Raw genomic sequence first — 25,850 nt, forward strand, 5'->3', positions numbered from 1 at the left:
AATCAGGCAGACTACTGCCCACTAACGTTATGACAGAACAACAAAAATTGACCTTTACTGCTTTGCAGCAGCGGCTGGATTCGCTGATGCTGCGCGACAGACTGCGTTTTTCCCGCCGTCTGCATGGTGTGAAGAAGGTTAAAAATCCTGATGCACAACAGGCTATTTTCCAGGAAATGGCAAAAGAGATTGACCTGGCAGCAGGGAAAGTCCTGCTGCGTGAAGCGGCGCGTCCGGAGATTACTTATCCGGAAAATTTACCGGTTAGTCAGAAAAAACAGGACATTCTCGAAGCGATTCGCGATCACCAGGTCGTCATTGTCGCCGGTGAAACGGGTTCCGGTAAAACCACCCAGTTACCGAAAATCTGTATGGAACTGGGGCGCGGGATTAAAGGGCTGATCGGCCATACCCAGCCGCGTCGCCTGGCGGCACGAACGGTAGCGAACCGTATTGCTGAAGAGTTGCAGACCGAGCCCGGTGGTTGTATCGGTTATAAGGTTCGTTTTAGCGATCACGTAAGCGACAATACGATGGTCAAACTGATGACTGACGGTATCTTGCTGGCGGAAATCCAGCAGGATCGCCTGCTGATGCAGTATGACACTATCATCATCGACGAAGCGCACGAGCGTAGCCTGAACATTGATTTTCTGCTCGGTTATCTGAAAGAGTTGCTGCCGCGTCGTCCAGATCTGAAAGTGATCATCACCTCGGCGACCATCGATCCTGAACGTTTCTCACGCCACTTTAATAATGCGCCGATCATCGAAGTCTCCGGTCGCACTTATCCGGTGGAAGTGCGCTATCGTCCGATTGTTGAAGAAGCGGATGACACCGAACGCGACCAGTTGCAGGCTATTTTCGATGCCGTAGAAGAGCTAAGCCAGGAAAGCCCTGGTGATATCCTGATCTTTATGAGCGGCGAGCGGGAAATTCGCGATACCGCCGATGCGCTGAACAAGCTGAATCTGCGTCATACCGAAATCTTGCCGCTTTACGCACGACTATCTAACAGCGAACAAAACCGCGTCTTCCAGTCGCACAGCGGACGGCGCATTGTGCTGGCGACCAACGTCGCGGAAACGTCGCTGACCGTACCGGGTATTAAATACGTTATCGACCCCGGTACGGCGCGTATCAGCCGCTATAGCTATCGCACGAAAGTGCAGCGTTTGCCGATTGAGCCGATTTCGCAGGCTTCTGCTAATCAGCGTAAAGGTCGCTGCGGACGTGTGTCAGAAGGGATCTGTATTCGTCTCTATTCCGAAGACGATTTTCTCTCGCGCCCGGAGTTTACCGACCCGGAAATTCTGCGTACCAACCTGGCCTCGGTTATTTTGCAGATGACCGCGCTGGGGCTGGGCGATATCGCCGCGTTCCCGTTTGTCGAAGCGCCGGATAAACGCAATATCCAGGATGGCGTGCGTCTACTGGAAGAACTGGGTGCTATTACCACCGACGAACAGCAAACCGCATACAAACTGACGCCGCTCGGTCGCCAGCTCTCACAGCTGCCTGTCGATCCTCGTTTGGCGCGGATGGTACTGGAAGCGCAGAAACATGGCTGTGTAAGGGAAGCGATGATTATCACTTCCGCGCTATCCATTCAGGATCCGCGTGAGCGACCAATGGACAAACAGCAGGCATCGGATGAGAAACATCGTCGTTTCCACGATAAAGAGTCCGACTTCCTCGCGTTTGTAAATCTGTGGAATTATCTTGGCGAGCAGCAAAAGGCGCTCTCCTCGAATGCCTTCCGACGCCTGTGTCGTACCGATTATCTCAACTATCTGCGTGTGCGCGAATGGCAGGATATCTACACCCAGTTGCGTCAGGTGGTGAAAGAACTTGGCATTCCGGTCAACAGCGAACCGGCGGAGTATCGCGAAATTCACATCGCCTTACTGACCGGTTTGCTTTCCCATATCGGCATGAAAGATGCCGATAAACAGGAATATACCGGTGCACGTAACGCGCGTTTCTCCATCTTCCCCGGTTCTGGTTTATTCAAAAAGCCGCCGAAATGGGTAATGGTGGCGGAATTGGTAGAAACCAGCCGTCTGTGGGGGCGTATTGCGGCACGCATCGATCCGGAATGGGTAGAACCCGTCGCTCAGCATTTGATTAAACGCACCTACAGCGAACCGCACTGGGAACGGGCGCAAGGCGCGGTGATGGCAACGGAAAAAGTCACCGTTTACGGGTTGCCAATTGTTGCTGCGCGTAAGGTCAACTACAGCCAGATTGATCCGGCATTATGTCGTGAACTCTTTATTCGCCACGCGCTGGTGGAAGGTGACTGGCAGACGCGGCACGTATTCTTCCGCGAAAACCTGAAACTGCGGGCGGAAGTAGAAGAGCTGGAACACAAATCACGTCGGCGCGATATTCTGGTGGACGACGAAACGTTGTTTGAGTTTTACGACCAGCGCATCAGCCACGATGTGATCTCCGCACGTCACTTCGACAGCTGGTGGAAAAAAGTCAGCCGCGAAACGCCTGATTTGCTGAACTTTGAAAAGAGCATGTTGATCAAAGAAGGTGCGGAAAAAATCAGCAAGCTGGATTATCCAAACTTCTGGCATCAGGGCAATCTCAAGCTGCGTTTAAGTTATCAGTTTGAGCCGGGGGCGGATGCGGACGGCGTGACGGTACATATTCCGCTGCCGTTACTTAACCAGGTGGAAGAGAGCGGTTTTGAGTGGCAGATCCCCGGTCTGCGCCGCGAACTGGTGATTGCTCTGATTAAATCGTTGCCGAAACCGGTACGGCGTAATTTTGTACCCGCGCCAAACTACGCCGAAGCGTTCTTAGGCCGCGTCACGCCACTGGAGCTGCCGTTGCTCGACAGCCTTGAGCGCGAGCTGCGGCGGATGACCGGCGTTACCGTTGACCGCGAGGACTGGCACTGGGATCAGGTGCCCGATCACCTGAAAATCACCTTCCGCGTGGTGGATGACAAAAACAAGAAGCTAAAAGAAGGGCGCTCGCTACAAGATCTGAAAGACGCGCTGAAAGGCAAAGTGCAGGAAACGCTGTCTGCGGTGGCGGATGACGGTATCGAGCAGAGCGGCTTACATATCTGGAGCTTTGGGCAACTGCCGGAAAGCTACGAGCAGAAGCGCGGCAACTACAAAGTGAAGGCGTGGCCGGCGCTGGTGGATGAGCGCGACAGTGTGGCGATCAAACTGTTTGATAACCCGCTGGAGCAAAAGCAGGCAATGTGGAACGGTCTTCGCCGTTTGCTACTGCTGAATATTCCATCGCCGATCAAGTACTTGCATGAAAAGTTACCAAACAAAGCCAAGTTAGGGCTGTACTTTAACCCGTATGGCAAAGTGCTGGATCTGATCGACGACTGTATCTCCTGCGGTGTGGATAAATTGATCGATGCCAATGGTGGCCCTGTCTGGACGGAAGAAGGCTTTGCTGCGCTGCATGAAAAAGTGCGTGCCGAACTGAACGATACGGTGGTGGATATTGCGAAGCAGGTCGAGCAAATCCTCACAGCGGTGTTCAATATCAATAAACGCCTGAAAGGGCGCGTTGATATGACGATGGCGCTGGGACTTTCAGATATCAAAGCGCAGATGGGCGGGCTGGTATATCGCGGTTTTGTCACCGGTAACGGTTTCAAACGTCTGGGTGACACGCTGCGTTATTTGCAGGCGATTGAAAAACGACTGGAAAAACTGGCGGTTGACCCGCATCGTGACCGTGCTCAGATGCTGAAAGTCGAAAACGTCCAGCAGGCGTGGCAGCAGTGGATCAACAAACTGCCGCCAGCACGTCGTGAGGATGAAGACGTGAAAGAGATTCGCTGGATGATAGAGGAGTTGCGCGTCAGTTACTTCGCTCAACAACTTGGTACGCCTTATCCTATTTCTGACAAGCGTATTTTGCAGGCGATGGAGCAGATTAGCGGATAACGCTGCAATCTGGTTGATAAATCTAAAACCCGGTAAGCATTTAGCGCCGGGTTTTATATTAATTCTAAAAACGGTAAGGGCAAAATTCAGGAGTTCAGAAAAATACAATTCTCTGCTGCAAGATGAATAATGTTTATCTACAGCTTTTCTGTAAAACATATGCCATGTTTGCGCAGAGGCGGTTAACGAAATACGACTTCCTCCTTTCAGAGTGCTCCGCTTCTCATTATTATCTCACGCAGTATTCTTAAGGGAACGAGAAGGAGGAACCATGAATATTACCCCGTTTCCGACGCTTTCGGCGGCAACCATCGATGCCATAAACGTTATCGGTCGATGGCTGGCGCAGGATGATTTCTCCGGTGCTGCTCCGTATCAGGCTGATTGCGTGATCCTTGCAGGTAATGCGGTTATCCCTACTATCGACGCCGCTTGCAAGATTGCCAGAGATCAGCAAATTCCTTTACTGATCAGCGGTGGTATCGGTCACTCGACAACGTTTTTATACAGTGCCATCGCCCGGCATCCGCATTACAACACCATTCGCACAACAGGCAGGTCAGAAGCTACCATCCTGGCGGATATTGCCCATCAGTTCTGGCATATTCCACATGAAAAAATCTTGATTGAAGACCAGTCAACAAACTGCGGAGAAAATGCCCGCTTCAGTATCGCGTTACTGAATCAGGCCAAAGAACGGGTTCACACGGCTATCGTCGTGCAGGACCCCACCATGCAGCGGCGCACGATGGCGACGTTCCGCCGTATGACCGGGGACAACCCCGATGCACCACGCTGGTTAAGTTATCCGGGATTCGTTCCTCAGTTAGGAAATAACGCAGACAGTGTAATCTTTGTTAATCCGTTGCAAGGATTATGGCCAGTTGAGCGTTATTTATCGCTTCTTACTGGCGAGCTACCTCGTTTGCGTGATGATAGCGATGGCTATGGGCCACGCGGGCGCGATTTTATCGTTCACGTTGACTTTCCCGCTGAAGTCACCCAGGCCTGGCAGACGCTGAAACACGACGCTGTGCTTATTGAAGCGATGGAAAGTCGTTCACTACGTTAAAAATTGCCCGTTTGTGAAATACCGTTGGCAAACGGGCATGATTCTTTACTTTTACTTCTGCCTTTTATTCCTTTCACACTTGTTTTTATGAAGCCCTTCACAGAATCGTTTTTCCACGATGCCGTCATCTACGATGATTGATGTTTACACAGGAACAGACTTTTTTGACCGGGACGAGTCGCGTTTGCTTACTGACGAGCTTTCCCTGCTAGCTGGAATGACCAATACAGGGCCATTATCCTGAATACACCTTCAGTTGTTGTGAATGCTATTGCTCAGCAGATCGGATGCACTCCGGTATCTCTTCCGCTTCAGGGACGGCAGGCTCCGCACCTTGTATCCTCCCGTTAAATCCGGGCGACAGAGCATATCAGTGGCTCCGTTGCTGTCAGTGAACAACCAGGAATTCATACATTTGAATATGGCAACTGCATCTTGTGCAGAAGATAGAGCGTTGATTTTATTTAAGAACTGAAGGGGGGAGTATGATGTGCCTGATTTAACCTTTCAGACAAAATGGATTTTTTATGGCAGCAGGCGAGAATACTGAGCCGGGTAATACCGGCTATCACCGGTATGAAACTACCGGGGAGAACACGCACTACACCGATGTTTTATGCAGTGGAAAAGTCATCCGGTGCCGGCAGGTGCCGGTCAGAGGGATCACGCTGACGGTGGGGGTGTTCTTTGATGGTACCGGGAATAACCGGGCAAACGCAGACGATCTGCGGCTGGCGTATGCCCACTGCGCCGGTTTGGTCGGTGAAGAACGAGCCAGGGCGTGCGCGAAGTATGAAGAACACGCCAGAGAGGGGGCAGGCAACGCCAGCTGGCAGGGCGGCATCACCAATATTTCCCGGCTCAATGACCTTTACAAATCTGATACTGCCCTTGGTGAAGATGAGATGGAGGCGCAGGTGAAAGCCTACGTCAGCGGCATCGGGACGGCAGATGGGAAAAGCGACTCGTTGCTGGGGATGGGGCTGGGCAGCAGCCTTATCCGGCAGTTTGAGGGAGTGGTAACTAAGACCGATGAAGTTCTTGAGGAAATAGCTTCTGCACTGAATATATTTATCAGTCGTAACCGCGATAAAGCGGCGATCGCGAAGGTGCAGTTTGATGTGTTCGGGTTCAGTCGCGGCGCGGCAGCGGCACGGCACTTTGCCAACCGGGCGAGGATGAGATTTCCCTGCTGACGATGCCGGACTTTGATGTGATACCGGAGAGCGCGGACGAGACGCAGACTGCGGTGTACCGTCAGGCGGAGAAGATGCGTCAGGCGCTGTTTTCACTGCCGGCGTTGAAGTACCTGATGCCACACGGTAAGGTGGAGACAAAAATGATTTCGTGGCCGCTGGTTAACCTTGACAAGGCTCGGGCTTTTATTTTTGAGAAGAAAGCCGGCGCGGCGGTGTTTATGACGCGCAGGGCGGTGCCGAACGACTGGGAAAAGGTGTGTATGCGGGTGATGCTCGATGCGGCACAGGACGCCGGGGTAATATTTGGAGATATTGACCCGCAAAACCCTGACACAGCTCTTCCTGCTGAGCTGGTTCCCCTGTGTGACAAAGCAACAGCCCAGGGGCGTGCGATCCGGCGTGGCGCAGAGCCGGAGGGCTTCACGGCGGAGGAGATGCGAACCATCGGGCGTTATCTGCACTGTTCGGCGAACTGGAACATCGACTCGAACCTGAGCCTGTGGGTGAGTCCGTCCTCGGGAGAGGTTTTTCTGCGAAACCACTATGCGCCGACTGACGACCGCTCGTTCGTGTGGCCGATGGCTCCGGGCAAAGGGTGGGTGCGGACGGTGTGGAGGATGGATGACCAGCAGCAGTGGGAAGACCGGGCGCGGGCGAACGTGGACGTGCTGGACGAACTGTTCTGAGGAGGAAGGGATGAGACGATTACCGCTGATGGTGGCCGTGCTGGGGGGCATTCTGCTTTCAGGCTGCCATGACCGCCGGGCAGGCGTAAAGACGCTGCTGGGAGACGGCGTGGAGCAGTGGGGAAAGAAGCTGCCTTACGATAACTGGAATTTTAGTTTTATATACCCGAAAAATCTGCCTGCACTAGTGACGATGGTGTACCTGGAGGACGGGGATATTCGGGAAAGTATCTTCCGTCGGTTAGATCCTATGGACATCAGTGATCTGAGTGTCGGGCGCTGGCATGATTTGATAGGGGGGTATGGCGGGTATTTTAACCGGGGAAAAGCACTGCCGGTACGAATGACGGTGTGCTGGGACTCGGTTATCGACAAGAAAGCGTATGAAACGGAGATCTGGTTCAGCCGGGAGACGTGGCAGCAGATGGCTACGGCATATCCTGATCCGTATCATCCAGGTAAACCTTACTACCGGAAGCGAATGGCTGTTGGTCTGGCTCCAGGCGGTACTGTACGGGTCTGGCTTGAGGATAACGGGAACCCATCCGTACTCCAGCAACCAGCACGGCAGCTTACCCTGACGGGGGATGATATGCTGATATGCAAAGGGGTAACGAAACATCCTAACGGGTATGTTTATTACGGAAAGACACCAGATTTCATCAAAGGGAAAACCTATCCGTATGGTAACTGGTAGGGCATAACGATTAGAAAACTCAAAAAGATCTTCTTGAGATCCTTTTGAGCATCAATCTGATTGTTTTAACGGGTTAAACTTCAATACCGCGAACGCGCCAGAGAAATCAGTACGCTGATTGTCGAGTAAGGGGGCAAGAGCCAGCAATTGACTGAAATCGAAGTGGGCGTGGCGTTATGAGGGAAAAATTATTCAAAGCGATCATATTCTTCTGTTTAAACGTGCTCTTGGCGTGACCACCGGTATTCTGCCGTGGAACTTCCCGTTCTTCCTTATTGCCCACAAAATGTCGCCTGCTCTAGTGACCGGTAAACATGGCTTGCATGAGTACCTTCAAACCCAGGTAGTCTATTTACAGTCATAATGTGTAAAACAGGCGGAGGCATTTTTCTCCGCCTGTATCTGTCAGAGTTTGGCGAATTTTTCGAGAGTGCGAATAAGCTGGGTAACAAACCCATATTCGTTATCGTACCAGGCGACTGTTTTCACCAGTTGTAAATCGCCCACGGCGGTAATCTCCGTTTGCGTGGCATCAAACACCGAACCGAAATGGCTACCAATGATATCGGAAGAGACTATTTCTTCATCGGTATAACCAAATGACTCGTTATTGTTTGTCGCTTTTTTAAGCGCGTTGTTCACCTCTTCGGCAGTGACTTTTTTCCCGAGAATAGACACCAGTTCGGTGACCGAACCGGTTTTCACGGGTACACGCTGCGCATGGCCTTTCAGTTTGCCGCTCAGTTCCGGGATCACCAGGCCAATGGCTTTTGCCGCGCCAGTGGTGTGGGGAATGATATTTTCTGCCGCCGCACGTGAAGCGCGTAGATCTTTACCACGCGGACCATCCACCAGTGACTGGGTGCCGGTATAGGCATGAATAGTCGTCATCGTGCCGACTTCTATTCCGAAACTGTCGTGCAAGGCTTTGGCCATCGGCGCAAGACAGTTGGTGGTGCATGACGCCACGGAAACAATGGTGTCGTTGCCATCCAGAGTGTCGTCATTGACGTTATAAACGATAGTTTTCATCTCACCGGCAGGGGCGGAAATCAGTACCTTCCTGGCGCCAGCATCCAGATGCGCCTGTGATTTTTCTGCAGAGGTATAAAAGCCTGTACATTCGACAATGATTTCTGCACCTTTTGCTTTCCACGGAATATTTTTCGCCTCTTTTTCGGCGTAAACCGCAATGCTTTTCCCATCGACGATAAGTGAATCTTCAGTGAAATCAACGCTCCAGGGGAACGGGCCGTAGTTTGAATCGTGTTTCAGCAGATAGGCGAGAATTTTCGGTGATGTGAGATCATTAATAGCGACAACGTCTATGTTGCTTTTGACCTCAAGTAATCGACGCAACACCAGTCGACCGATACGACCAAAACCGTTAATGCCAACTTTACTCATGGTTTTCTCCTGTAAGGAACTCTTGGGTGAAAATTGATCCTTTCCAGGCTTAGACCAGGATGGCGGGATGAGCAATCTACATTCGTGCAGCGAAACGTAACGTACTGAAAAAGGGCGAACAATATTTAATGAAATTTTAAGAAAAGCTGGTTATGTTAACGGAAAATTGTTTTAAAGCAGGAAATGTTATGGAAAAGAAATATTCAAGGTTACAAATTGGCATTCACTGGCTGGTCTTTTTGCTGGTTATTGCAGCGTATTGCGCAATGGAGTTTCGTGGCTTTTTCCCGCGAGCCGATCGGCCGCTCATCAACATGATCCATGTTTCCTGCGGCATTTCGATTCTCGTACTAATGGTGCTTCGTCTTGTGCTAAGACTGAAATACCCAACCCCGCCAATTGTGCCTAAACCGAAACCGATGATGACGGGGCTTGCGCATCTTGGGCATCTGGTCATTTACCTGCTGTTTATCGCGTTGCCACTGATTGGTATCGTGATGATGTATAACCGTGGCAATCCCTGGTTTGCGTTCGGTGTAACGATGCCTTACACATCAGAGCCAAATTTCGAACTGGTGGATATTTTAAAGTCGTGGCATGAAACGCTGGCAAATTTGGGATATTTCGTTATCGGGCTACATGCTGCTGCTGCATTGGCACACCACTATTTCTGGAAGGACAACACGCTTCTGCGCATGATGCCGCGTAAGCGTTCCTGACGACAATAAAAGAAAGCGCCTGTACTAAACCAGACCCGTGGTACAGGCGAAGAATACGGGTCTACATCGGAAGCATCTATTATATTTATTTGTATGACAAATAAAACCATAATTAGCCTTTATGTGTTTATCTGGATTATATTTAACCAATTTATCTTTCAGTTAAGATTGAAATCCAATTTCCTCAATTTTTGATCACTCTAAGTGAAATCAAATCCACCCAGCGTATAACTTTTATACCGAACATAAAATTTGGTAAACAATGGAGGTTATATGAAAAAAATTGCACTTATCTTGTTTGTGGGAATGCTTGTTTCGTTTTATGCCGATGCCGGGCGCAAGCCGTGTTCTGGTTCGAAAGGTGGGATATCCCACTGTACTGCTGGTGGCAAATTTGTTTGTAACGATGGATCTATCAGCGCATCGAAAAAGACATGTACTAACTGAAAGGAAAAAAGGGGTGCCATGAGAAAATGAACCTGCCAGCCAGATGCGCGGGGAAAACTCCCCGCGCTGGCCCTTACCTGGACTTACAGGCCATGAGAGCCGCCACCTCCTTATTACCGTCCCGGAACCGCAGTTCGTAGAGCGTTTGTCGGGTCAGAAGTGTGAATGCCAGTATTGTGAAACAAATAATGAGCAGACACACCACCAGAGGGTTGCGCTTCATAGCCTTTTCTCCTTGCCGGATAGCAGGTAAGAGACTAACATCTGAATTGCGAGTTTCATTCGTTGGCCTCGGTTGATAGAAATATCGGTCGGGGCCTTCGTCTTTCTGATTCCCGGTCAGCCTGAAAACAGAAAGTCTCAGGCACCCGCGAGCATCCTATGTGGTTTCCCTTAGCAGAGAAATAATCACTTTACGGAATTGCGTAACGATTTCCGGCAAATTTTAATCAGATAACATAAACGACAGGATTAAATGCGAGCCAGGTTCCGATTGCAGTATGAAAAGGGGTGCCATGAGAAAATGAACCTGCCGCCAGATGCGCGGGGAAAACTCCCCGCGCTAGCCCTTACCTGGACTTACAGGCCATGAGAGCCGCCACCTCCTTATTACCGTCCCGGAACCGCAGTTCGTAGAGCGTTTGTCGGGTCAGAAGTGTGAATGCCAGTATTGTGAAACAAATAATGAGCAGACACACCACCAGAGGGTTGCGCTTCATAGCCTTTCTCCTTGCCGGATGGCGGGTAAGAGGCTAACATCTGAATTGTTGGGTTCATTCGTCGGCCTCGGTTGATAGAAATATCGGTCGGGGCCTTCGTCTTTCTGATTCCCGGTTAGCCTGAAAACAGAAAGTCTCAGGCACCCGCGATCATCCTATGCAGTTTCTCTTAGCAGGGAAATAATCACTTTACGGAATTGCGTAACGCTTTCCAGAATTTCACGCAATACACCTCACAAAGCATTCTTATTCGCCAGTTTATTCATTGCAGCGCCCGATGATCTCTTAACGCATAACATGTTGTAAAAATGTGAAGTGAAAACGTTTTTGGTCGTAAGTAATTACCACCGATTGCCGATGATTCTCTCTCGGGAGTAAATCTGGAAGAGAGACAACGACCATGCATACAACACCCTCACACCGCTTAGGTTTTTTATATCACATCAGGCTGGTTCCGCTATTTGCCTGTATTCTGGGCGGCATATTACTTCTTTTTGCCCTGAGTTCAGCTCTGGCTGGGTATTTTCTCTGGCAGGCTGACCGCGATCAGCGTGACGCTACTGCGGAGATCCAGACTCGCACCGGTCTGGCAAATAGCTCTGATTATCTGCGTTCAGCCCGGATCAATATGATTCAGGCCGGGGCGGCGAGCCGTATCGCAGAAATGGAAGAGATGAAGCGAAATATCGCACAAGCGGAATTGCAGATTAAACAATCGCAGCAAGGTTATCGTACTTACCAGAATCGCCAGGTGAAAACGGCTGCAGATGAAGCTCTGAACGCTGAATTAAATCAACGTTTTCAGGCTTATATAACTGGCCTCCAGCCTATGCTGAAATATGCCAAAAATGGCATGTTTGAAGCGATTATTAATCATGAAAGTGAGCATATCCGAACGCTGGATAATACTTATACCCATATATTAAACAAAGCCGTTGAAATACGTAGCGCCAGAGCGAACCACCTGGCGGAGCAGGCGCATCAGCGCACTCGACTGGGTGTGATGTTTATGATAGGTGCGTTTATGCTTGCCCTGGTCATGACGCTGATGACCTTCATTGTTTTGCGTCGGATTGTGATTCGACCTCTGCAACATGCCGCGCACCGTATTGAACAAATCGCCAGTGGCGATCTGACAATGAACGACGAACCGACGGGGCGCAGTGAAATTGGACGTTTGAGCCGCCATCTACAGAAAATGCAGCATTCGCTGGTGATGACCGTCGGGACGGTACGCCAGGGGGCGGAGGAGATTTATCGCGGCACCAGCGAAATTTCCGCTGGCAATGCTGACCTTTCTTCACGCACTGAAGAACAGGCGGCGGCGATTGAACAAACCGCTGCCAGCATGGAGCAACTCACCGCGACGGTGAAACAGAATGCGGATAATGCACACCACGCGAGCCGTCTGGCACAAGAGGCTTCCGTTAAAGCCAGCGATGGCGGGAAGACAGTTTCCGGCGTGGTGAAAACGATGGGCGATATCTCCAGTAGCTCGAAAAAAATTTCCGAAATCACCGCCGTGATCAACAGTATTGCTTTCCAGACAAATATTCTGGCGCTCAATGCCGCCGTTGAAGCCGCGCGAGCTGGTGAGCAAGGTCGCGGATTTGCGGTTGTTGCCAGCGAAGTGCGTACACTTGCCAGTCGCAGCGCCCAGGCAGCGAAAGAAATTGAAGGCTTAATCAGCGAATCAGTTGAGTTGATTGGACAAGGGGCTGATGAAGTGGCAACAGCAGGTAAAACGATGAGTGCCATTGTGGATGCAGTGGCGAGCGTCACACATATCATGCAGGAAATTGCCGCTGCTTCGGATGAGCAAAGCAGGGGAATAACGCAGGTTAGCCAGGCGATTTCTGAAATGGATAAAGTAACACAACAGAATGCCTCTCTGGTGGAGGAGGCGTCTGCAGCGGCGGTGTCGCTTGAAGAGCAGGCGACACGATTAACTGAGGCTGTGGATGTATTCCGCCTGAAGAAACAATCGTTACCTGTGGATCAACGAGGGGCAGGCAACTCGGTTAGTTTGGCAACGGCGTGATAATGTCAAAGAAGGGATCGCAAGATCCCTTCACCTTTCAGAATGGCATTGATTTCCGAATTGCGTTAATCATTAGCTGACAGCCGGAAGAGAGCGTTGCATCTACGCGGGTCAGTATTCCAATCGGTTCGCCTGCGCCATGTCCCGGAACAGGCAGCGCCACCAGCGAGGCATGACGCAGGTCGTCTTTTACTGCGCCAGAAGGGACAAACCACACATAGTCATATTCAACCGTAAGCTGACGCGAAAGCGATGCTGAAAGCGTTTCAATACAACCCGAAGGAATTTTGCAGCCCTGGCTTTGTACTAACGCATCTGAATGTTGGCGGGGCGCAGTGCCTTCCGGCGATACGACAACCGGCCATTCCAGTACCCGGCTTAGCGTCACGTTTTCCTGAAGAAGCGGGTGGTTAGGCCGGACAACCAGTTTCAGCGATTCGAGAAACAGCAATTCGTAATTAAGCCCGGTCATCAGTTCAGGATCTGACATCCGGCCAACACCGATATCAATTTCTCCCGTTTTTAAGCCTGCCAGAATCATGGTGTTACTCATGGTAGCAACTTGCAGAGTGGTCTCTTTTTGTTGCTGATGAAACTGACCAATAACGGAAGGCAAGATCCCCAGTGCAGCAGTGGGTAACGCACCAACCCTTACAACATCATTGTTAAGCCCTTCTTTACGATTAAGCGCCTGACCTGCGGTGTTGATGGCGTCAAGCACTCTGACTGCATGGGTTAAAAATTGCTCACCAGGTAAGGTGAGCTGCGCGCCCTGACGTCCACGGTCAAATAAGCGGGTGCCTGTCAATTGTTCAAGTTCATTCAATGTCTTAGAGAGCGCAGGTTGACTCAAATTAAGGGTTTCAGCCGCGCGCCCCAAAGTTCCTTGTTGTGCGACAGCTACGAAAGTATGAAGGTGGCGCAAACGGATGCGCTGACTAAACAGACTATTTTTTTCCATAAGCGATGTTAAAAACGAAGCGGTGCCGCTGACAAGTGAAGTTGTTTGATTATGATAACTTGATTGCAAAATATTATTAACATATAAAGCAATTTTGTTACGTTTTCAGGCGTGGTTTTACTGATTTCGTGGGGAGATCACAGTTTGTAAATTCTTCCCACCAGAGTAAATGTGGTTACCTACACTCCAGATTACTGACCACTGGAGGCAGAGATTATGGCGAACAGCATCACGGCGGATGAGATTCGGGAACAGTTTTCGCAGGCTATGTCAGCCATGTATCAGCAAGAAGTTCCACAGTACGGTACGCTGCTGGAACTGGTGGCTGACGTCAATCTGTCTGTGCTGGAAAACAATCCCCAATTGCATGAAAAAATGGTAAATGCGGACGAACTGGCGCGACTTAACGTTGAACGTCATGGGGCGATTCGCGTCGGCACCGCACAAGAGCTTGCCACTCTACGGCGGATATTTGCCATTATGGGGATGTATCCGGTCAGTTATTACGATCTCTCGCAGGCGGGCGTGCCGGTACATTCCACAGCATTTCGTCCTATCGATGATGCCTCGCTGGCGCGTAATCCTTTCCGGGTTTTTACCTCATTACTTCGCCTTGAACTCATCGAAAACGAAACCTTGCGCCAGAAGGCGGCGGAGATTTTACATCAGCGCGATATCTTTACCCCGCGTTGTCGGCAACTGTTAGATGTATATGATCGGGAGGGCGGCTTTAGCAAAGCTCAGGCGCGGGAGTTTGTGCAGGAAGTCCTGGAGACGTTTCGCTGGCATCAGTCAGCAACAGTAGATGAAGAAACCTATCGCGCGTTGCACAACGAACATCGACTGATTGCTGATGTGGTCTGTTTTCCTGGCTGCCATATTAACCACCTGACGCCACGCACGCTCGACATTGACCGGGTGCAGTCGATGATGCCCGAATGCGGTATTGAACCCAAAATTCTGATCGAAGGGCCGCCGCGCCGCGAGGTGCCGATTTTACTGCGCCAGACCAGTTTTAAGGCGCTGGAAGAGACCGTGTTGTTTGCAGGGCAAAAGCAGGGAACGCATACCGCACGCTTTGGTGAGATAGAGCAACGTGGTGTGGCATTAACGCCGAAAGGACGGCAACTGTATGATGAGCTTCTGCGTAACGCCGGAATCGGACAGGATAATCTCACTCACCAACTGCATTTGCAGGAAACCTTCAGCGCCTTTCCGGACAGTGAATTTCTGATGCGCCAGCAGGGATTGGCATGGTTTCGCTATCGCCTGACGCCATCGGGTGAGGCGCATCGTCAGGCGATCCATCCCGGAGACGATCCACAACCTTTGATCGAACGTGGTTGGGTAGTGGCGCAACCTATTACCTATGAGGATTTCCTGCCGGTTAGTGCTGCGGGGATCTTCCAGTCGAATCTGGGTAATGAAACGCAAATGCGCAGTCACGGTAATGCCAGCCGGGAGGCTTTTGAACTGGCGCTGGGGTGTCCGGTATTTGATGAGTTTCAGTTGTACCAGGAAGCGGAAGAACGCAGTAAACGCCGCTGTGGTTTGCTTTAAATTCTGTCCAACCGACTTTGCAAAAATTTGCCTGATTTTACAAACGAATCAGGCTCATCCCATCGACAGAAAAAAATTGCCGATTTATGCATATTCTCTGAGTTCAACAATTGGATTATTAATAAATATTGTCTAGAGTGAGCGGTCATTAATAAGCATTTTCTTGCCGCTGAATACGACCAGCGCGGGACCATTCACTACACCAGAAGGACTCACTTTCAGGTATGGATCGTAGACGATTTATTAAAGGTTCAATGGCTATGGCCGCCGTGTGCGGGACTAGCGGCATTGCTTCTCTTTTTTCTCAGGCTGCGTTCGCAGCAGAATCTGATATTGCCGACGGGCAAACCCAGCGTTTTGACTTCTCTATTTTACAGTCAATGGCGCACGACTTAGCGCAAACAGCGTGGCGTGGTGCACCGCGTCCGTTACCCGATACGCTGGCGACGATGACGCCGCAGGCTTATAACAGCATTCAGTATGACGCCGAAAAATCACTCTGGCATAACGTTGAGAACCGCCAACTGGACGCTCAGTTCTTCCATATGGGAATGGGGTTTCGCCGCCGCGTTCGCATGTTCTCTGTTGATCCAGCAACACATCTGGCGCGCGAAATACACTTCCGTCCGGAGTTGTTCAAATACAACGATGCGGGTGTTGATACCAAACAATTAGAAGGGCAAAGCGATCTCGGTTTTGCGGGATTCCGTGTATTTAAAGCACCGGAGCTGGCGCGCCGCGACGTGGTTTCTTTCCTCGGTGCCAGTTATTTCCGTGCCGTTGATGACACTTATCAATATGGTTTGTCGGCGCGTGGTCTGGCGATCGACACTTACACCGACAGCAAAGAAGAGTTCCCCGACTTTACCGCCTTCTGGTTCGATACGGTAAAACCTGGCGCGACCACTTTTACCGTTTATGCGTTGCTCGATAGCGCCAGCATTACTGGTGCTTACAAGTTCACCATCCACTGTGAGAAGAACCAGGTGATTATGGATGTCGAAAATCACCTGTATGCGCGTAAAGACATTAAACAACTGGGCATCGCGCCGATGACCAGTATGTTCAGTTGCGGGACTAACGAACGTCGTATGTGCGACACCATTCATCCGCAAATCCATGATTCCGACCGTCTTTCCATGTGGCGGGGCAATGGCGAGTGGATCTGCCGTCCGCTGAATAATCCGCAGAAATTGCAGTTCAATGCCTATACCGATAACAATCCAAAAGGGTTTGGCTTGTTGCAGCTGGATCGTGATTTCTCCCATTATCAGGACATTATGGGCTGGTATAACAAACGCCCAAGTCTGTGGGTGGAACCGCGTAACAAGTGGGGTAAGGGCACTATCGGTTTGATGGAGATCCCGACGACGGGAGAAACGCTGGATAATATTGTCTGTTTCTGGCAACCAGAGAAAGCAATCAAAGCGGGCGACGAACTGGCGTTTCAGTATCGTCTTTACTGGAGTGCACAGCCTCCCGTTCATTGTCCATTAGCACGAGTTATGGCGACGCGTACCGGCATGGGAGGCTTCCCGGAAGGCTGGGCGCCAGGTGAACATTATCCGGAAAAATGGGCTCGTCGTTTTGCCGTCGATTTTGTCGGTGGTGATCTGAAAGCGGCTGCGCCGAAAGGGATTGAGCCTGTTATCACACTTTCCAGTGGTGAAGCGAAACAAATAGAAATTCTCTACATTGAGCCGATTGATGGTTACCGTATTCAGTTTGACTGGTATCCGACTTCGGACTCAACTGATCCGGTCGATATGCGTATGTATTTGCGCTGCCAGGGCGATGCCATCAGTGAAACATGGCTGTATCAGTATTTCCCTCCAGCACCGGATAAGCGCCAGTATGTTGACGATCGCGTGATGAACTAATCTTCATTTTTTAGGCACCTTCTTCCGGGAGGGTGCCGTCTGGTTAAACACGATCCCGCTCGCATTTTTCCTCAAGTTAAATGGGTAATCTGATGTTGTATATTCCATATACACGTTGTCAGCCACTAACAGGGAGTGCGTATGTTTCCAGAATATCGAGATTTAATATCCCGTCTGAAAAACGAAAATCCTCGCTTTATGTCCTTGTTTGATAAACATAATAAACTTGATCATGAAATTGCCAGAAAGGAAGGCTCTGACGGTCGAGGATACAATGCGGAAGTCGCTCGCATGAAAAAACAGAAATTACAAATGAAGGATGAGATGCTTAAAATCCTGCAACAGGAGAGCGTCAAAGAGGTGTAAACTTTCCTAAGCCGCCTGCCAGGCGGCTTTTTAACGACTGCAAAGAGTAACAGGAGATAAGATGACTGAAACGATAAAAGTAAGCGACTCACTTGAATTACATGCCGTTGCAGAAAGTCACGTCACACCTCTTTATCAGTTAACCTGCAAAAATAAAAACTGGTTACAGCAGTCGCTAAACTGGCCGCAGTTTGTTCACAGCGAAGAGGACACGCGAAAAACGGTGCAGGGTAATATGATGTTGCATCAACGCGGTTACGCCAAAATGTTCATGATCTTCAAAGAAAATGAACTCGTCGGCGTTATCTCTTTTAATCGAATTGAACCGCTAAATAAAACCGCCGAAATCGGCTACTGGCTGGACGAATCCCATCAGGGACAGGGGATCATTTCTCAGGCGCTACAGGCATTGATTCACCATTACGCCCAGTCTGGTGAACTTAGACGCTTTGTGATCAAATGTCGGGTGGACAACCCGCAAAGCAACCAGGTTGCCTTGCGCAATGGTTTTAGCCTGGAAGGTTGCCTGAAACAGGCTGAGTTCCTGAATGATGTCTATGATGATGTGAATTTATACGCGCGCATTATCGATTCACAATAACCCAGCCAGCGGCGTTCGCGTAATACGTTCCTCACTGTTAATGACTTTTGGACCACGGACATGAATGGTGTCGCCACCAAAGGCTTCAACGACGGCGTGGTCGGTTATCTCCACATGGTTTTCAATCATTACCGCACCTGTAATACGGCTCTTTCCTTGTATTATAACGTGATCGTCAAGCAGAACCGGACCGCCATGCACAACGGCATTTCCGCCAATCAGGACATGATGTTTTAACACGCAATTGCCTTCTACAATGGCATATTCCGCCACCTGTGAGCTGTAATGAATTGTTGGAATCGCATCTTCTTCAGTTCCGGCAATCACACGTGCGTGACCGTAGACTTTCGCACAGTCGCACAGCCAGACGTTGTTTTCTTCATTACCTTCAATACGCGCAAAATCAAAAACTTCGGCACGATGCTCAATAAAAGCATGGCGGACGACGGCATCGCCATAAATTTGCGCCTGATGGACAACGCGTGAGGCGCTGACGCTGGCGCGGTCATAAATTTGTAGCAGAAGATGGTGGTCGGGCGTTAAGCCTTGTGTGGCGACGATCATTGAATGTTGATCGATACAGACCTGACCAAAAATTCTGCACTGACCGCAAACTATTGAATCACGAATGGTGACACTGTCACTTACATGGACGCCATGGCTGATTTCACTGTTATCGATCCAGGTGTTATCCGTCGTGCAAACCTCTCCCCATAGCACGCTGGCGCCGGTAATACGCGTATTACCGGAAATCACCGTTCCGCCGAACGCAAGAGCATTCTGGTCGTAAATCCAGCAATTTCCTTCCTGCGCCAGCACAGTTTCGCTATCGATCCAACCACCAGCCGTCCCTGCTATCACATCATTAAAATCGGCTATGGCAATAATCTGCCGTAATAGCACACTTTTTTTGAAGCCATCTTCCTGATAACTAAAGGCTCGTTGCTCTTCACTTAGACGATATTTGCGCATAGCGTTTTCCCGCAGGTGACTTACTATAACCGTAGCAAATTCTGCGACTCTGGCTATGTTTGAGAAATTTCCATAAAATGCATTTCAAATATACTTTATAAATTAAACAAAATGAGTAACAAGATGCAGAGCGATAAAGTGCTCAATTTACCGGCAGGTTATTTTGGCATTGTGTTGGGGACGATAGGGATGGGATTTGCCTGGCGCTATGCCAGCCAGGTTTGGCAGGTTAGTCACTGGTTGGGGGATGGGCTGGTGATTCTGGCGATGATCATCTGGGGATTATTGACCACCGCATTCATTACCCGACTGATGCGCTTTCCGCAAAGCGTGCTGGCGGAAGTTCGCCATCCGGTGATGAGCAGTTTTGTGAGCTTGTTTCCGGCAACGACGATGCTGGTGGCGATTGGTTTTGTCCCGTGGTTTCGCCCGCTGGCAGTATGTCTGTTCAGCGTTGGGGTAGTGATTCAACTGGTTTACGCTGCCTGGCAAACTGCCGGATTATGGCGCGGTTCTCACCCAGAAGAAGCGACGACACCAGGGCTTTATTTGCCTACTGTTGCCAATAACTTTATCAGCGCGATGGCCTGCGGTGCGCTGGGTTATACCGATGCCGGACTGGTATTTTTAGGCGCTGGCGTCTTCTCCTGGTTAAGCCTTGAACCGGTGATCCTTCAACGACTGCGCAGCTCGGGAGAATTACCCACGGCGCTGCGGACATCGCTTGGCATTCAACTCGCTCCGGCTCTGGTGGCCTGTAGTGCCTGGTTAAGCGTCAACGGCGGCGAGGGGGACACGCTGGCGAAAATGCTCTTTGGCTATGGGCTGCTGCAATTACTGTTTATGCTGCGCCTGATGCCGTGGTATCTCTCACAGCCGTTTAATGCCTCATTCTGGAGTTTTTCGTTCGGTGTTTCCGCGCTGGCTACCACCGGTTTGCATCTGGGAAGCGGTAGCGATAATGGTTTTTTCCATACGCTGGCGGTGCCGTTGTTTATCTTTACCAATTTTATTATTGCATTACTGCTCATCCGTACTTTCGCGCTTCTGATGCAGGGAAAATTGTTAATCAGAACTGAGCGCGCCGTTTTAATGAAATCCGAGGACAAAGAATGATCATTCGTGACGAAAACTACTTTACTAACAAATACGAATTAACCCGCACACACTCCGAAGTTCTGGAAGCGGTGAAAATCGTTAAACCGGGGAAAACGCTGGACTTGGGCTGTGGCAATGGTCGTAACAGTCTTTACCTTGCAGCCAATGGTTATGATGTTGACGCATGGGATAAAAATGCCATGAGTATTGCCAACGTTGAGCGCATTAAAGCCATTGAAAATCTGGAAAATTTACGTACTCAGGTTGTCGATCTGAATAGCCTCACGTTTGATGGACAGTACGATTTTATTCTTTCTACTGTGGTGCTGATGTTCCTGGAGGCGAAAACCATCCCAGGGCTGATTGGCAATATGCAACGTTGCACTAAACCTGGCGGTTACAACCTGATTGTGGCTGCGATGGATACTACTGATTTTCCATGTACCGTCGGCTTTCCGTTTGCCTTCAAAGAGGGAGAGCTACGTCGTTATTATGAAGGCTGGGATTTATTGAAATACAATGAAGATGTCGGTGAATTACACCGCACCGATGCCAACGGTAATCGTATTAAACTGCGTTTCGCTACTATGCTGGCACGTAAAAAATGACCTGAAAAGGATCAACGTAAGAAGTTTGCCTGTTGATCTATTCGGTAAGCATATTTTTTAGCAGGATGATGTGAAATAAGTCACAGCGGATGTGCTTTTTTATCGCCTCAAGTCTCTGAAAATAAATCAATGATGATTGACTCAGCTCCTTTTTCAGCATTGACTATATTGTCGAAAAAGGGGTCGATAAATTTATTTCTGCCAACACTTTTTTTGCCACAACACGAAGCGGTGCTTTTTGCTATAACTTAAAAAGTAATATAAGCATCTCAGGAAACTATTCATGCGTACCACATCAATTGCGAAAGTTGCAGCTTTATGCGGCTTGTTGGCTCTGTCCGGCTGTGCCTCTAAAATCACCCAGCCGGATAAATACTCTGGCTTTTTAAAGAATTACTCAGATCTTCAAGAAACAACATCGGCAACAGGTAAACCCGTTTTACGCTGGGTTTCCCCTGATTTCGACCAAAGTAAATATGACAGTATTGTCTGGAATCCAATCACTTATTATCCGGTGCCGAAACCTTCTACTCAGGTAGGGCAGAAAGTATTGGATAGAATTTTGAGTTATACCAATACCGAAATGAAAGAAGCGATTGCGCAGCGCAAACCACTGGTTACCACTGCTGGCCCGCGTAGTCTGATTTTCCGTGGTGCTATTACTGGTGTTGATACTAGCAAAGAAGGACTGCAATTCTATGAAGTGGTTCCTGTTGCATTAGTGGTAGCGGGAACACAAATGGCAACCGGTCACCGTACCATGGATACCCGCCTGTACTTTGAAGGTGAACTGATTGATGCGGCTACCAATAAACCTGTTATCAAAGTCGTTCGTCAGGGCGAAGGTAAAGACCTGAATAACGAAAGTACGCCAATGGCTTTCGAAAATATTAAGCAAGTTATTGATGACATGGCGACCGATGCCACCATGTTTGACGTTAACAAAAAGTAATGCCAGTTGCGCCATCGTAAGATGGCGCTTCTTATTATCGGTTTCTGTCAGCAATTAAATTCAACACCACGTAACAGACGCCGCCGGCAATTAATCCCCAAAACGCCGAACCAATCCCAACCAATGTCAGCCCGCTCGCTGTTACCAGAAATGCCACCACAGCAGCGTCGCGCTCACGCTCATTATGTAGCGCCTGATACAAACTACCGCCAATGGTGCTTAACAGCGCCAGACCAGCCAGCATCTGGATCCAGCTAACCGGTAGGGCTGCCATCATTCCGGTAATGGCGCTACCAAACAGACCCGCAAGCAAATAAAAGACGCCCGCAACGGCGGCAGCCAACCAACGCCTATCTTTGTCCGGATGCGCTTCCGGGCTTTGGCAAATAGCGGCAGTAATTGCCGCAATACCGACGGAATAAACCCCGAAAGGGGAAAAAATCAGCGCCAGCAAGCCAGTGAATACAATCAGTGGCGAAACCGGAGCCGAATACCCGGCCGCTTTCATTGCCGCAATACCCGGTGCGTTTTGCGATGCCATCGTCACCAGAAAAAGGGGGAGTGCAACGCTCAAACTGTGAGCAAACGAAAATTCAGGGGTAATATAAATGGGGAGAACGGGTTTAAAGACAACATCCGTTGTGACAACGTCACCTTGCGCGATAACGATCACGATCCCAATAATCATCGCGGCAATTACCGCATAGCGCGGTGCAACGGCCTTGGTTGCCAGCCATACCAGCAACATACTGCCACACAACGTAAACTGACCATCCAGACTGGCAAACGCCTGTAAACCAAAGCGTAATAAAATCCCGGCAAGCATTGCCGCCGCAAGCGAGTGCGGAATAATGCGCATCAGACGAGCAAAGAGTCCCGTTATGCCGCAGAGGACAATTAATGCGTTGGTGACTATAAAAACGCCGATGGCTTCGTTAAGTGTTAGCCCCTGTAAACCAGTGACCAACAGAGCCGCGCCAGGCGTTGACCATGCGGTGAGAACAGGCACGCGATACCATAATGTCAGCGCCAGCGTACTGACTCCCATTGCCAGTCCCAGCGCCGTCATCCAGCCGGAGATTTGTGCAGTGGTTGCTCCGGCGACAATCGCCGCTTGCCAGATTATTGCTGCTGAACTGGCGTAGCCAATCAATACCGCCAGAAACCCCGCCAGTAGCGTGGGGGGAGGAATAGAAAACAGACGCATAGTCACCTCGTGCGTTATAGCGTACAGGCACCGTAGCATCTGTCCGTTATAACGCACAAGTGATAAACTCCTGTTTTGCCGGAGGAGTCGCATGGAAAATCTCGCTCGCTTTTTATCCACTACGCTTAAACATCTTCGTCAGCAGCGAGGCTGGAGTCTTTCGCGACTGGCAGACGCCACGGGCGTTTCTAAAGCCATGTTAGGGCAGATTGAGCGCAATGAGTCCAGCCCGACGGTCGCGACACTCTGGAAAATTGCCACCGGGATGAACGTGCCATTTTCGACATTTATTTCGCCGCCGCAGACCATTACGCCATCAGTTTATGATCCACAACAGCAGGCAATGGTGATCACTTCGCTGTTTCCTTATGATCCGCAACTCTGCTTTGAACACTTCTCGATTCAGATGGCACCCGGTGCAATAAGCGAATCGACGCCGCACGAAAAAGGGGTAATTGAGCATGTTGTCGTCATTGATGGACAGCTTGATCTGTGCGTTGATGGTGAATGGCGTAGTCTTAATTGTGGAGAAGGTGTTCGTTTTGCTGCCGACGTCAGGCATGTCTATCGTAATTGTGGGGAGCAAACCGTACATTTTCATTCCCTCATCCATTACCCGCGTAGTTAAGCGGGAAAACTATTTCGCAACGTCGCGCTTGTGGCTAAAATAGCCGCCATTTTTCAGCTACTGGATAAGAAAGTGACCGTATCTTCTCATCGTCTTGAACTGTTAAGCCCGGCACGCGATGCCGCCATTGCCCGCGAAGCTATTTTGCACGGTGCCGATGCTGTTTATATCGGCGGACCTGGTTTTGGTGCCCGTCATAATGCCAGTAATAGCCTGAAAGATATTGCCGAGCTGGTGCCATTTGCCCATCGTTATGGTGCAAAAATTTTCGTCACGCTTAACACCATTTTGCATGACGATGAACTGGAACCGGCGCAGCGACTGATTACCGACCTTTACCAGACAGGCGTTGATGCACTGATCGTTCAGGATATGGGGATTCTGGAACTTGATATTCCGCCGATTGAACTGCACGCCAGTACGCAGTGTGATATTCGCACTGTAGAGAAAGCAAAGTTTCTTTCGGACGTCGGTTTTACGCAGATTGTGCTGGCGCGAGAGCTGAATCTTGAGCAGATCCGTGCGATTCATCAGGCCACGGACGCGACCATTGAGTTCTTTATTCATGGTGCATTGTGCGTGGCATATTCCGGTCAGTGCTACATTTCCCATGCGCAAACAGGGCGTAGCGCCAACCGTGGCGATTGCTCGCAGGCGTGCCGTTTGCCATATACATTGAAAGACGATCAGGGGCGGGTGGTTTCCTATGAAAAACACCTGCTGTCGATGAAAGATAACGATCAGACTGCCAACCTGGGCGCTTTGATTGATGCAGGCGTGCGTTCCTTCAAGATTGAAGGGCGTTACAAAGATATGAGCTACGTGAAGAATATCACCGCCCATTATCGCCAGATGCTGGATGCCATTATTGAAGAACGTAGCGATTTGGCGCGAGCTTCATCCGGTCGTACTGAGCACTTCTTCGTACCGTCGACGGAAAAAACCTTCCATCGTGGCAGCACCGACTACTTTGTTAATGCGCGTAAAGGCGATATTGGCGCATTCGATTCACCGAAATTTATCGGCCTGCCGGTGGGTGAAGTATTGAAAGTGTCGAAAGATCATCTTGATGTTGAGGTTACCGAACCGCTGGCTAACGGCGATGGACTGAACGTAATGATTAAGCGTGAAGTCGTCGGCTTTCGTGCCAACACGGTAGAGAAAACTGGGGAAAATCAGTACCGCGTCTGGCCAAATGAGATGCCAGTGGAGCTGCACAAAATTCGCCCGCACCATCCGCTTAATCGCAACCTCGACCATAACTGGCAGCAGGCGTTGACCAAAACCTCCAGCGAACGTCGGGTGGCGGTAGACATTGAACTGGGCGGCTGGCAGGAACAACTGATTCTGACTCTGACCAGTGAAGAGGGCGTCAGTATCACTCATACGCTGGACGGGCAGTTCGACGAAGCGAATAACGCCGAAAAAGCACTCCTCAATCTGAAAGAGGGATTGTCGAAGCTTGGGCAAACCATCTATTACGCCCGCGATGTGCAAATTAATTTGCCGGGGGCGCTGTTTGTGCCAAACAGTCTGTTAAATCAGTTCCGCCGTGAGGCTGCTGAAATGCTGGATGCTGCGCGTCTTGCCAGTTATCAGCGCGGTAGTCGTAAACCGGTTGCTGACCCTGCGCCAGTTTATCCGCAAACGCATTTGAGTTTCCTCGCGAACGTATACAACCAGAAAGCTCGTGAATTTTATCATCGCTATGGTGTGCAACTGATTGATGCTGCCTATGAAGCGCATGAAGAGAAGGGCGAAGTGCCGGTAATGATCACCAAGCATTGTCTGCGCTTTGCCTTCAATCTGTGCCCGAAACAGGCGAAAGGCAATATCAAAAGCTGGAAAGCAACGCCAATGCAACTGGTTAACGGCGATGAAGTGTTAACGCTAAAGTTTGATTGCCGGCCGTGTGAGATGCACGTCATTGGCAAAATCAAAAATCACATTCTGAAAATGCCGTTACCGGGGAGTGTTGTCGCCTCCGTAAGCCCGGATGAACTGATGAAAACATTGCCGAAGCGAAAAGGGTAAAACGCAAATTTTCAGACCTGTTAACAACTTATTGAATTTGCAGATATTACAGGCCGGGTAAGGC

General features: G+C 50.0%; 23 protein-coding genes and 1 pseudogene. 18 read left to right on the forward strand and 6 right to left on the reverse strand.

Annotation, left to right across the window (positions count from 1 at the left end):
• Positions 1–29: 29 nt before the first annotated feature.
• The 6 genes and pseudogenes from hrpA to A7Z29_RS11065 all read left to right on the forward strand — a co-directional run.
• Complete coding sequence (gene hrpA / locus A7Z29_RS11045) at positions 30–3,932, forward strand: ATP-dependent RNA helicase HrpA (protein WP_105290228.1); 3,903 nt, start codon at positions 30–32, stop codon at positions 3,930–3,932.
• Positions 3,933–4,203: 271 nt separating this feature from the next.
• On the forward strand, positions 4,204–5,004 hold the full coding sequence (ydcF, locus tag A7Z29_RS11050; RefSeq protein ID WP_105290229.1) for a DUF218 domain-containing protein YdcF: 801 nt from the start codon (positions 4,204–4,206) through the stop codon (positions 5,002–5,004).
• Positions 5,005–5,531: 527 nt separating this feature from the next.
• On the forward strand, positions 5,532–6,200 hold the full coding sequence (locus A7Z29_RS23690; protein WP_286135333.1) for a DUF2235 domain-containing protein: 669 nt from the start codon (positions 5,532–5,534) through the stop codon (positions 6,198–6,200).
• 74 nt (positions 6,201–6,274) lie between these two features.
• Entirely contained in the window at positions 6,275–6,889 is a 615-nt protein-coding gene (locus A7Z29_RS23695) for a hypothetical protein (RefSeq protein ID WP_286135334.1), read from the forward strand.
• 10 nt (positions 6,890–6,899) lie between these two features.
• On the forward strand, positions 6,900–7,586 hold the full coding sequence (locus A7Z29_RS11060) for a DUF2931 family protein (protein ID WP_105290230.1): 687 nt from the start codon (positions 6,900–6,902) through the stop codon (positions 7,584–7,586).
• A gap of 69 nt (positions 7,587–7,655) precedes the next feature.
• Positions 7,656–7,896, forward strand: a pseudogene (locus tag A7Z29_RS11065) (aldehyde dehydrogenase family protein); the annotation flags it as partial.
• A 95-nt stretch (positions 7,897–7,991) separates the two neighbouring features.
• Here the strand turns inward: A7Z29_RS11065 and gap are convergent.
• Positions 7,992–8,993: a type I glyceraldehyde-3-phosphate dehydrogenase gene (gene gap, locus A7Z29_RS11070; RefSeq protein ID WP_000048677.1), complete on the reverse strand. Its 1,002-nt coding sequence runs from the start codon at positions 8,991–8,993 to the stop codon at positions 7,992–7,994.
• A 188-nt stretch (positions 8,994–9,181) separates the two neighbouring features.
• Here gap and cybB point away from each other — a divergent pair, with 188 nt between their 5' ends.
• Entirely contained in the window at positions 9,182–9,712 is a 531-nt protein-coding gene (gene cybB / locus A7Z29_RS11075; RefSeq protein ID WP_105290231.1) for a cytochrome b561, read from the forward strand.
• Between the two features lie 273 nt (positions 9,713–9,985).
• Positions 9,986–10,159, forward strand: coding sequence for a YdcA family protein (locus tag A7Z29_RS11080; RefSeq protein WP_000717309.1), 174 nt, complete (start codon positions 9,986–9,988; stop codon positions 10,157–10,159).
• A 73-nt stretch (positions 10,160–10,232) separates the two neighbouring features.
• On the opposite strand, the gene A7Z29_RS23925 is transcribed toward A7Z29_RS11080, so the two are convergent.
• Both A7Z29_RS23925 and A7Z29_RS11090 read right to left on the reverse strand, forming a co-directional pair.
• The gene (locus tag A7Z29_RS23925; protein ID WP_024165206.1) at positions 10,233–10,382 is read right to left on the reverse strand and encodes a type I toxin-antitoxin system Hok/Gef family toxin; all 150 of its coding nucleotides are present in this window, start codon (positions 10,380–10,382) and stop codon (positions 10,233–10,235) included.
• A gap of 346 nt (positions 10,383–10,728) precedes the next feature.
• On the reverse strand, positions 10,729–10,878 hold the full coding sequence (locus A7Z29_RS11090) for a type I toxin-antitoxin system Hok/Gef family toxin (RefSeq protein WP_024165206.1): 150 nt from the start codon (positions 10,876–10,878) through the stop codon (positions 10,729–10,731).
• A gap of 400 nt (positions 10,879–11,278) precedes the next feature.
• On the opposite strand from A7Z29_RS11090, the gene A7Z29_RS11095 reads away from it, so the two are divergent.
• Positions 11,279–12,919 carry a methyl-accepting chemotaxis protein gene (locus A7Z29_RS11095; protein WP_105290232.1) on the forward strand — a complete coding sequence of 547 codons (1,641 nt, stop codon included), beginning with the start codon at positions 11,279–11,281 and terminating at the stop codon, positions 12,917–12,919.
• Positions 12,920–12,956: 37 nt separating this feature from the next.
• Here the strand turns inward: A7Z29_RS11095 and A7Z29_RS11100 are convergent, their stop codons facing one another.
• Entirely contained in the window at positions 12,957–13,880 is a 924-nt protein-coding gene (locus A7Z29_RS11100; protein ID WP_000414570.1) for a LysR substrate-binding domain-containing protein, read from the reverse strand.
• Between the two features lie 216 nt (positions 13,881–14,096).
• Between A7Z29_RS11100 and hglS the strand changes: the two genes are divergently transcribed.
• From hglS to rimL, 4 genes are all read left to right on the forward strand, one after another.
• Positions 14,097–15,440, forward strand: a complete 1,344-nt coding sequence (hglS, locus tag A7Z29_RS11105) for a 2-oxoadipate dioxygenase/decarboxylase HglS (RefSeq protein ID WP_000013827.1) — start codon at positions 14,097–14,099, stop codon at positions 15,438–15,440.
• A 224-nt stretch (positions 15,441–15,664) separates the two neighbouring features.
• Positions 15,665–17,320: a glucan biosynthesis protein OpgD gene (gene opgD, locus A7Z29_RS11115; RefSeq protein WP_000375980.1), complete on the forward strand. Its 1,656-nt coding sequence runs from the start codon at positions 15,665–15,667 to the stop codon at positions 17,318–17,320.
• A 141-nt stretch (positions 17,321–17,461) separates the two neighbouring features.
• Positions 17,462–17,686: a YdcH family protein gene (locus A7Z29_RS11120; protein ID WP_010351400.1), complete on the forward strand. Its 225-nt coding sequence runs from the start codon at positions 17,462–17,464 to the stop codon at positions 17,684–17,686.
• Between the two features lie 61 nt (positions 17,687–17,747).
• Complete coding sequence (gene rimL, locus A7Z29_RS11125; protein WP_000140870.1) at positions 17,748–18,287, forward strand: 50S ribosomal protein L7/L12-serine acetyltransferase; 540 nt, start codon at positions 17,748–17,750, stop codon at positions 18,285–18,287.
• On the opposite strand, the gene ydcK is transcribed toward rimL, so the two are convergent.
• Positions 18,279–19,259, reverse strand: a complete 981-nt coding sequence (ydcK, locus tag A7Z29_RS11130) for a YdcK family protein (protein ID WP_105290233.1) — start codon at positions 19,257–19,259, stop codon at positions 18,279–18,281. The genes rimL and ydcK overlap by 9 nt on opposite strands.
• Positions 19,260–19,382: 123 nt before the next feature.
• Here ydcK and tehA point away from each other — a divergent pair, with 123 nt between their 5' ends.
• The 3 genes from tehA (at position 19,383) to A7Z29_RS11145 (ending at position 21,917) form a co-directional block, all read left to right on the forward strand.
• Positions 19,383–20,375, forward strand: a complete 993-nt coding sequence (tehA, locus tag A7Z29_RS11135) for a dicarboxylate transporter/tellurite-resistance protein TehA (RefSeq protein WP_001190280.1) — start codon at positions 19,383–19,385, stop codon at positions 20,373–20,375.
• Positions 20,372–20,965 (forward strand): tellurite resistance methyltransferase TehB, encoded by a 594-nt coding sequence (tehB, locus tag A7Z29_RS11140; protein ID WP_000586748.1) that lies wholly within the window; start codon positions 20,372–20,374, stop codon positions 20,963–20,965. Before tehA ends, tehB begins: the two co-directional genes overlap by 4 nt.
• Before the next feature lie 283 nt (positions 20,966–21,248).
• Positions 21,249–21,917, forward strand: a complete 669-nt coding sequence (locus A7Z29_RS11145; protein ID WP_001261028.1) for a DUF3313 domain-containing protein — start codon at positions 21,249–21,251, stop codon at positions 21,915–21,917.
• A 34-nt stretch (positions 21,918–21,951) separates the two neighbouring features.
• Here A7Z29_RS11145 and ydcO read toward each other — a convergent pair whose 3' ends face one another.
• On the reverse strand, positions 21,952–23,163 hold the full coding sequence (gene ydcO / locus A7Z29_RS11150) for a BenE family transporter YdcO (protein ID WP_105290254.1): 1,212 nt from the start codon (positions 23,161–23,163) through the stop codon (positions 21,952–21,954).
• 52 nt (positions 23,164–23,215) lie between these two features.
• On the opposite strand from ydcO, the gene A7Z29_RS11155 reads away from it, so the two are divergent.
• Both A7Z29_RS11155 and rlhA read left to right on the forward strand, forming a co-directional pair.
• Positions 23,216–23,752: a helix-turn-helix domain-containing protein gene (locus tag A7Z29_RS11155; RefSeq protein WP_000429135.1), complete on the forward strand. Its 537-nt coding sequence runs from the start codon at positions 23,216–23,218 to the stop codon at positions 23,750–23,752.
• A gap of 72 nt (positions 23,753–23,824) precedes the next feature.
• Positions 23,825–25,786 (forward strand): 23S rRNA 5-hydroxycytidine C2501 synthase, encoded by a 1,962-nt coding sequence (rlhA, locus tag A7Z29_RS11160; protein WP_105290234.1) that lies wholly within the window; start codon positions 23,825–23,827, stop codon positions 25,784–25,786.
• The last annotated feature ends 64 nt before the right edge of the window (positions 25,787–25,850 follow it).

It is taken from the genome of Escherichia sp. MOD1-EC6842 (assembly GCF_002965705.1).
GTDB classification, from domain to species: Bacteria; Pseudomonadota; Gammaproteobacteria; order Enterobacterales; family Enterobacteriaceae; genus Escherichia; species Escherichia ruysiae.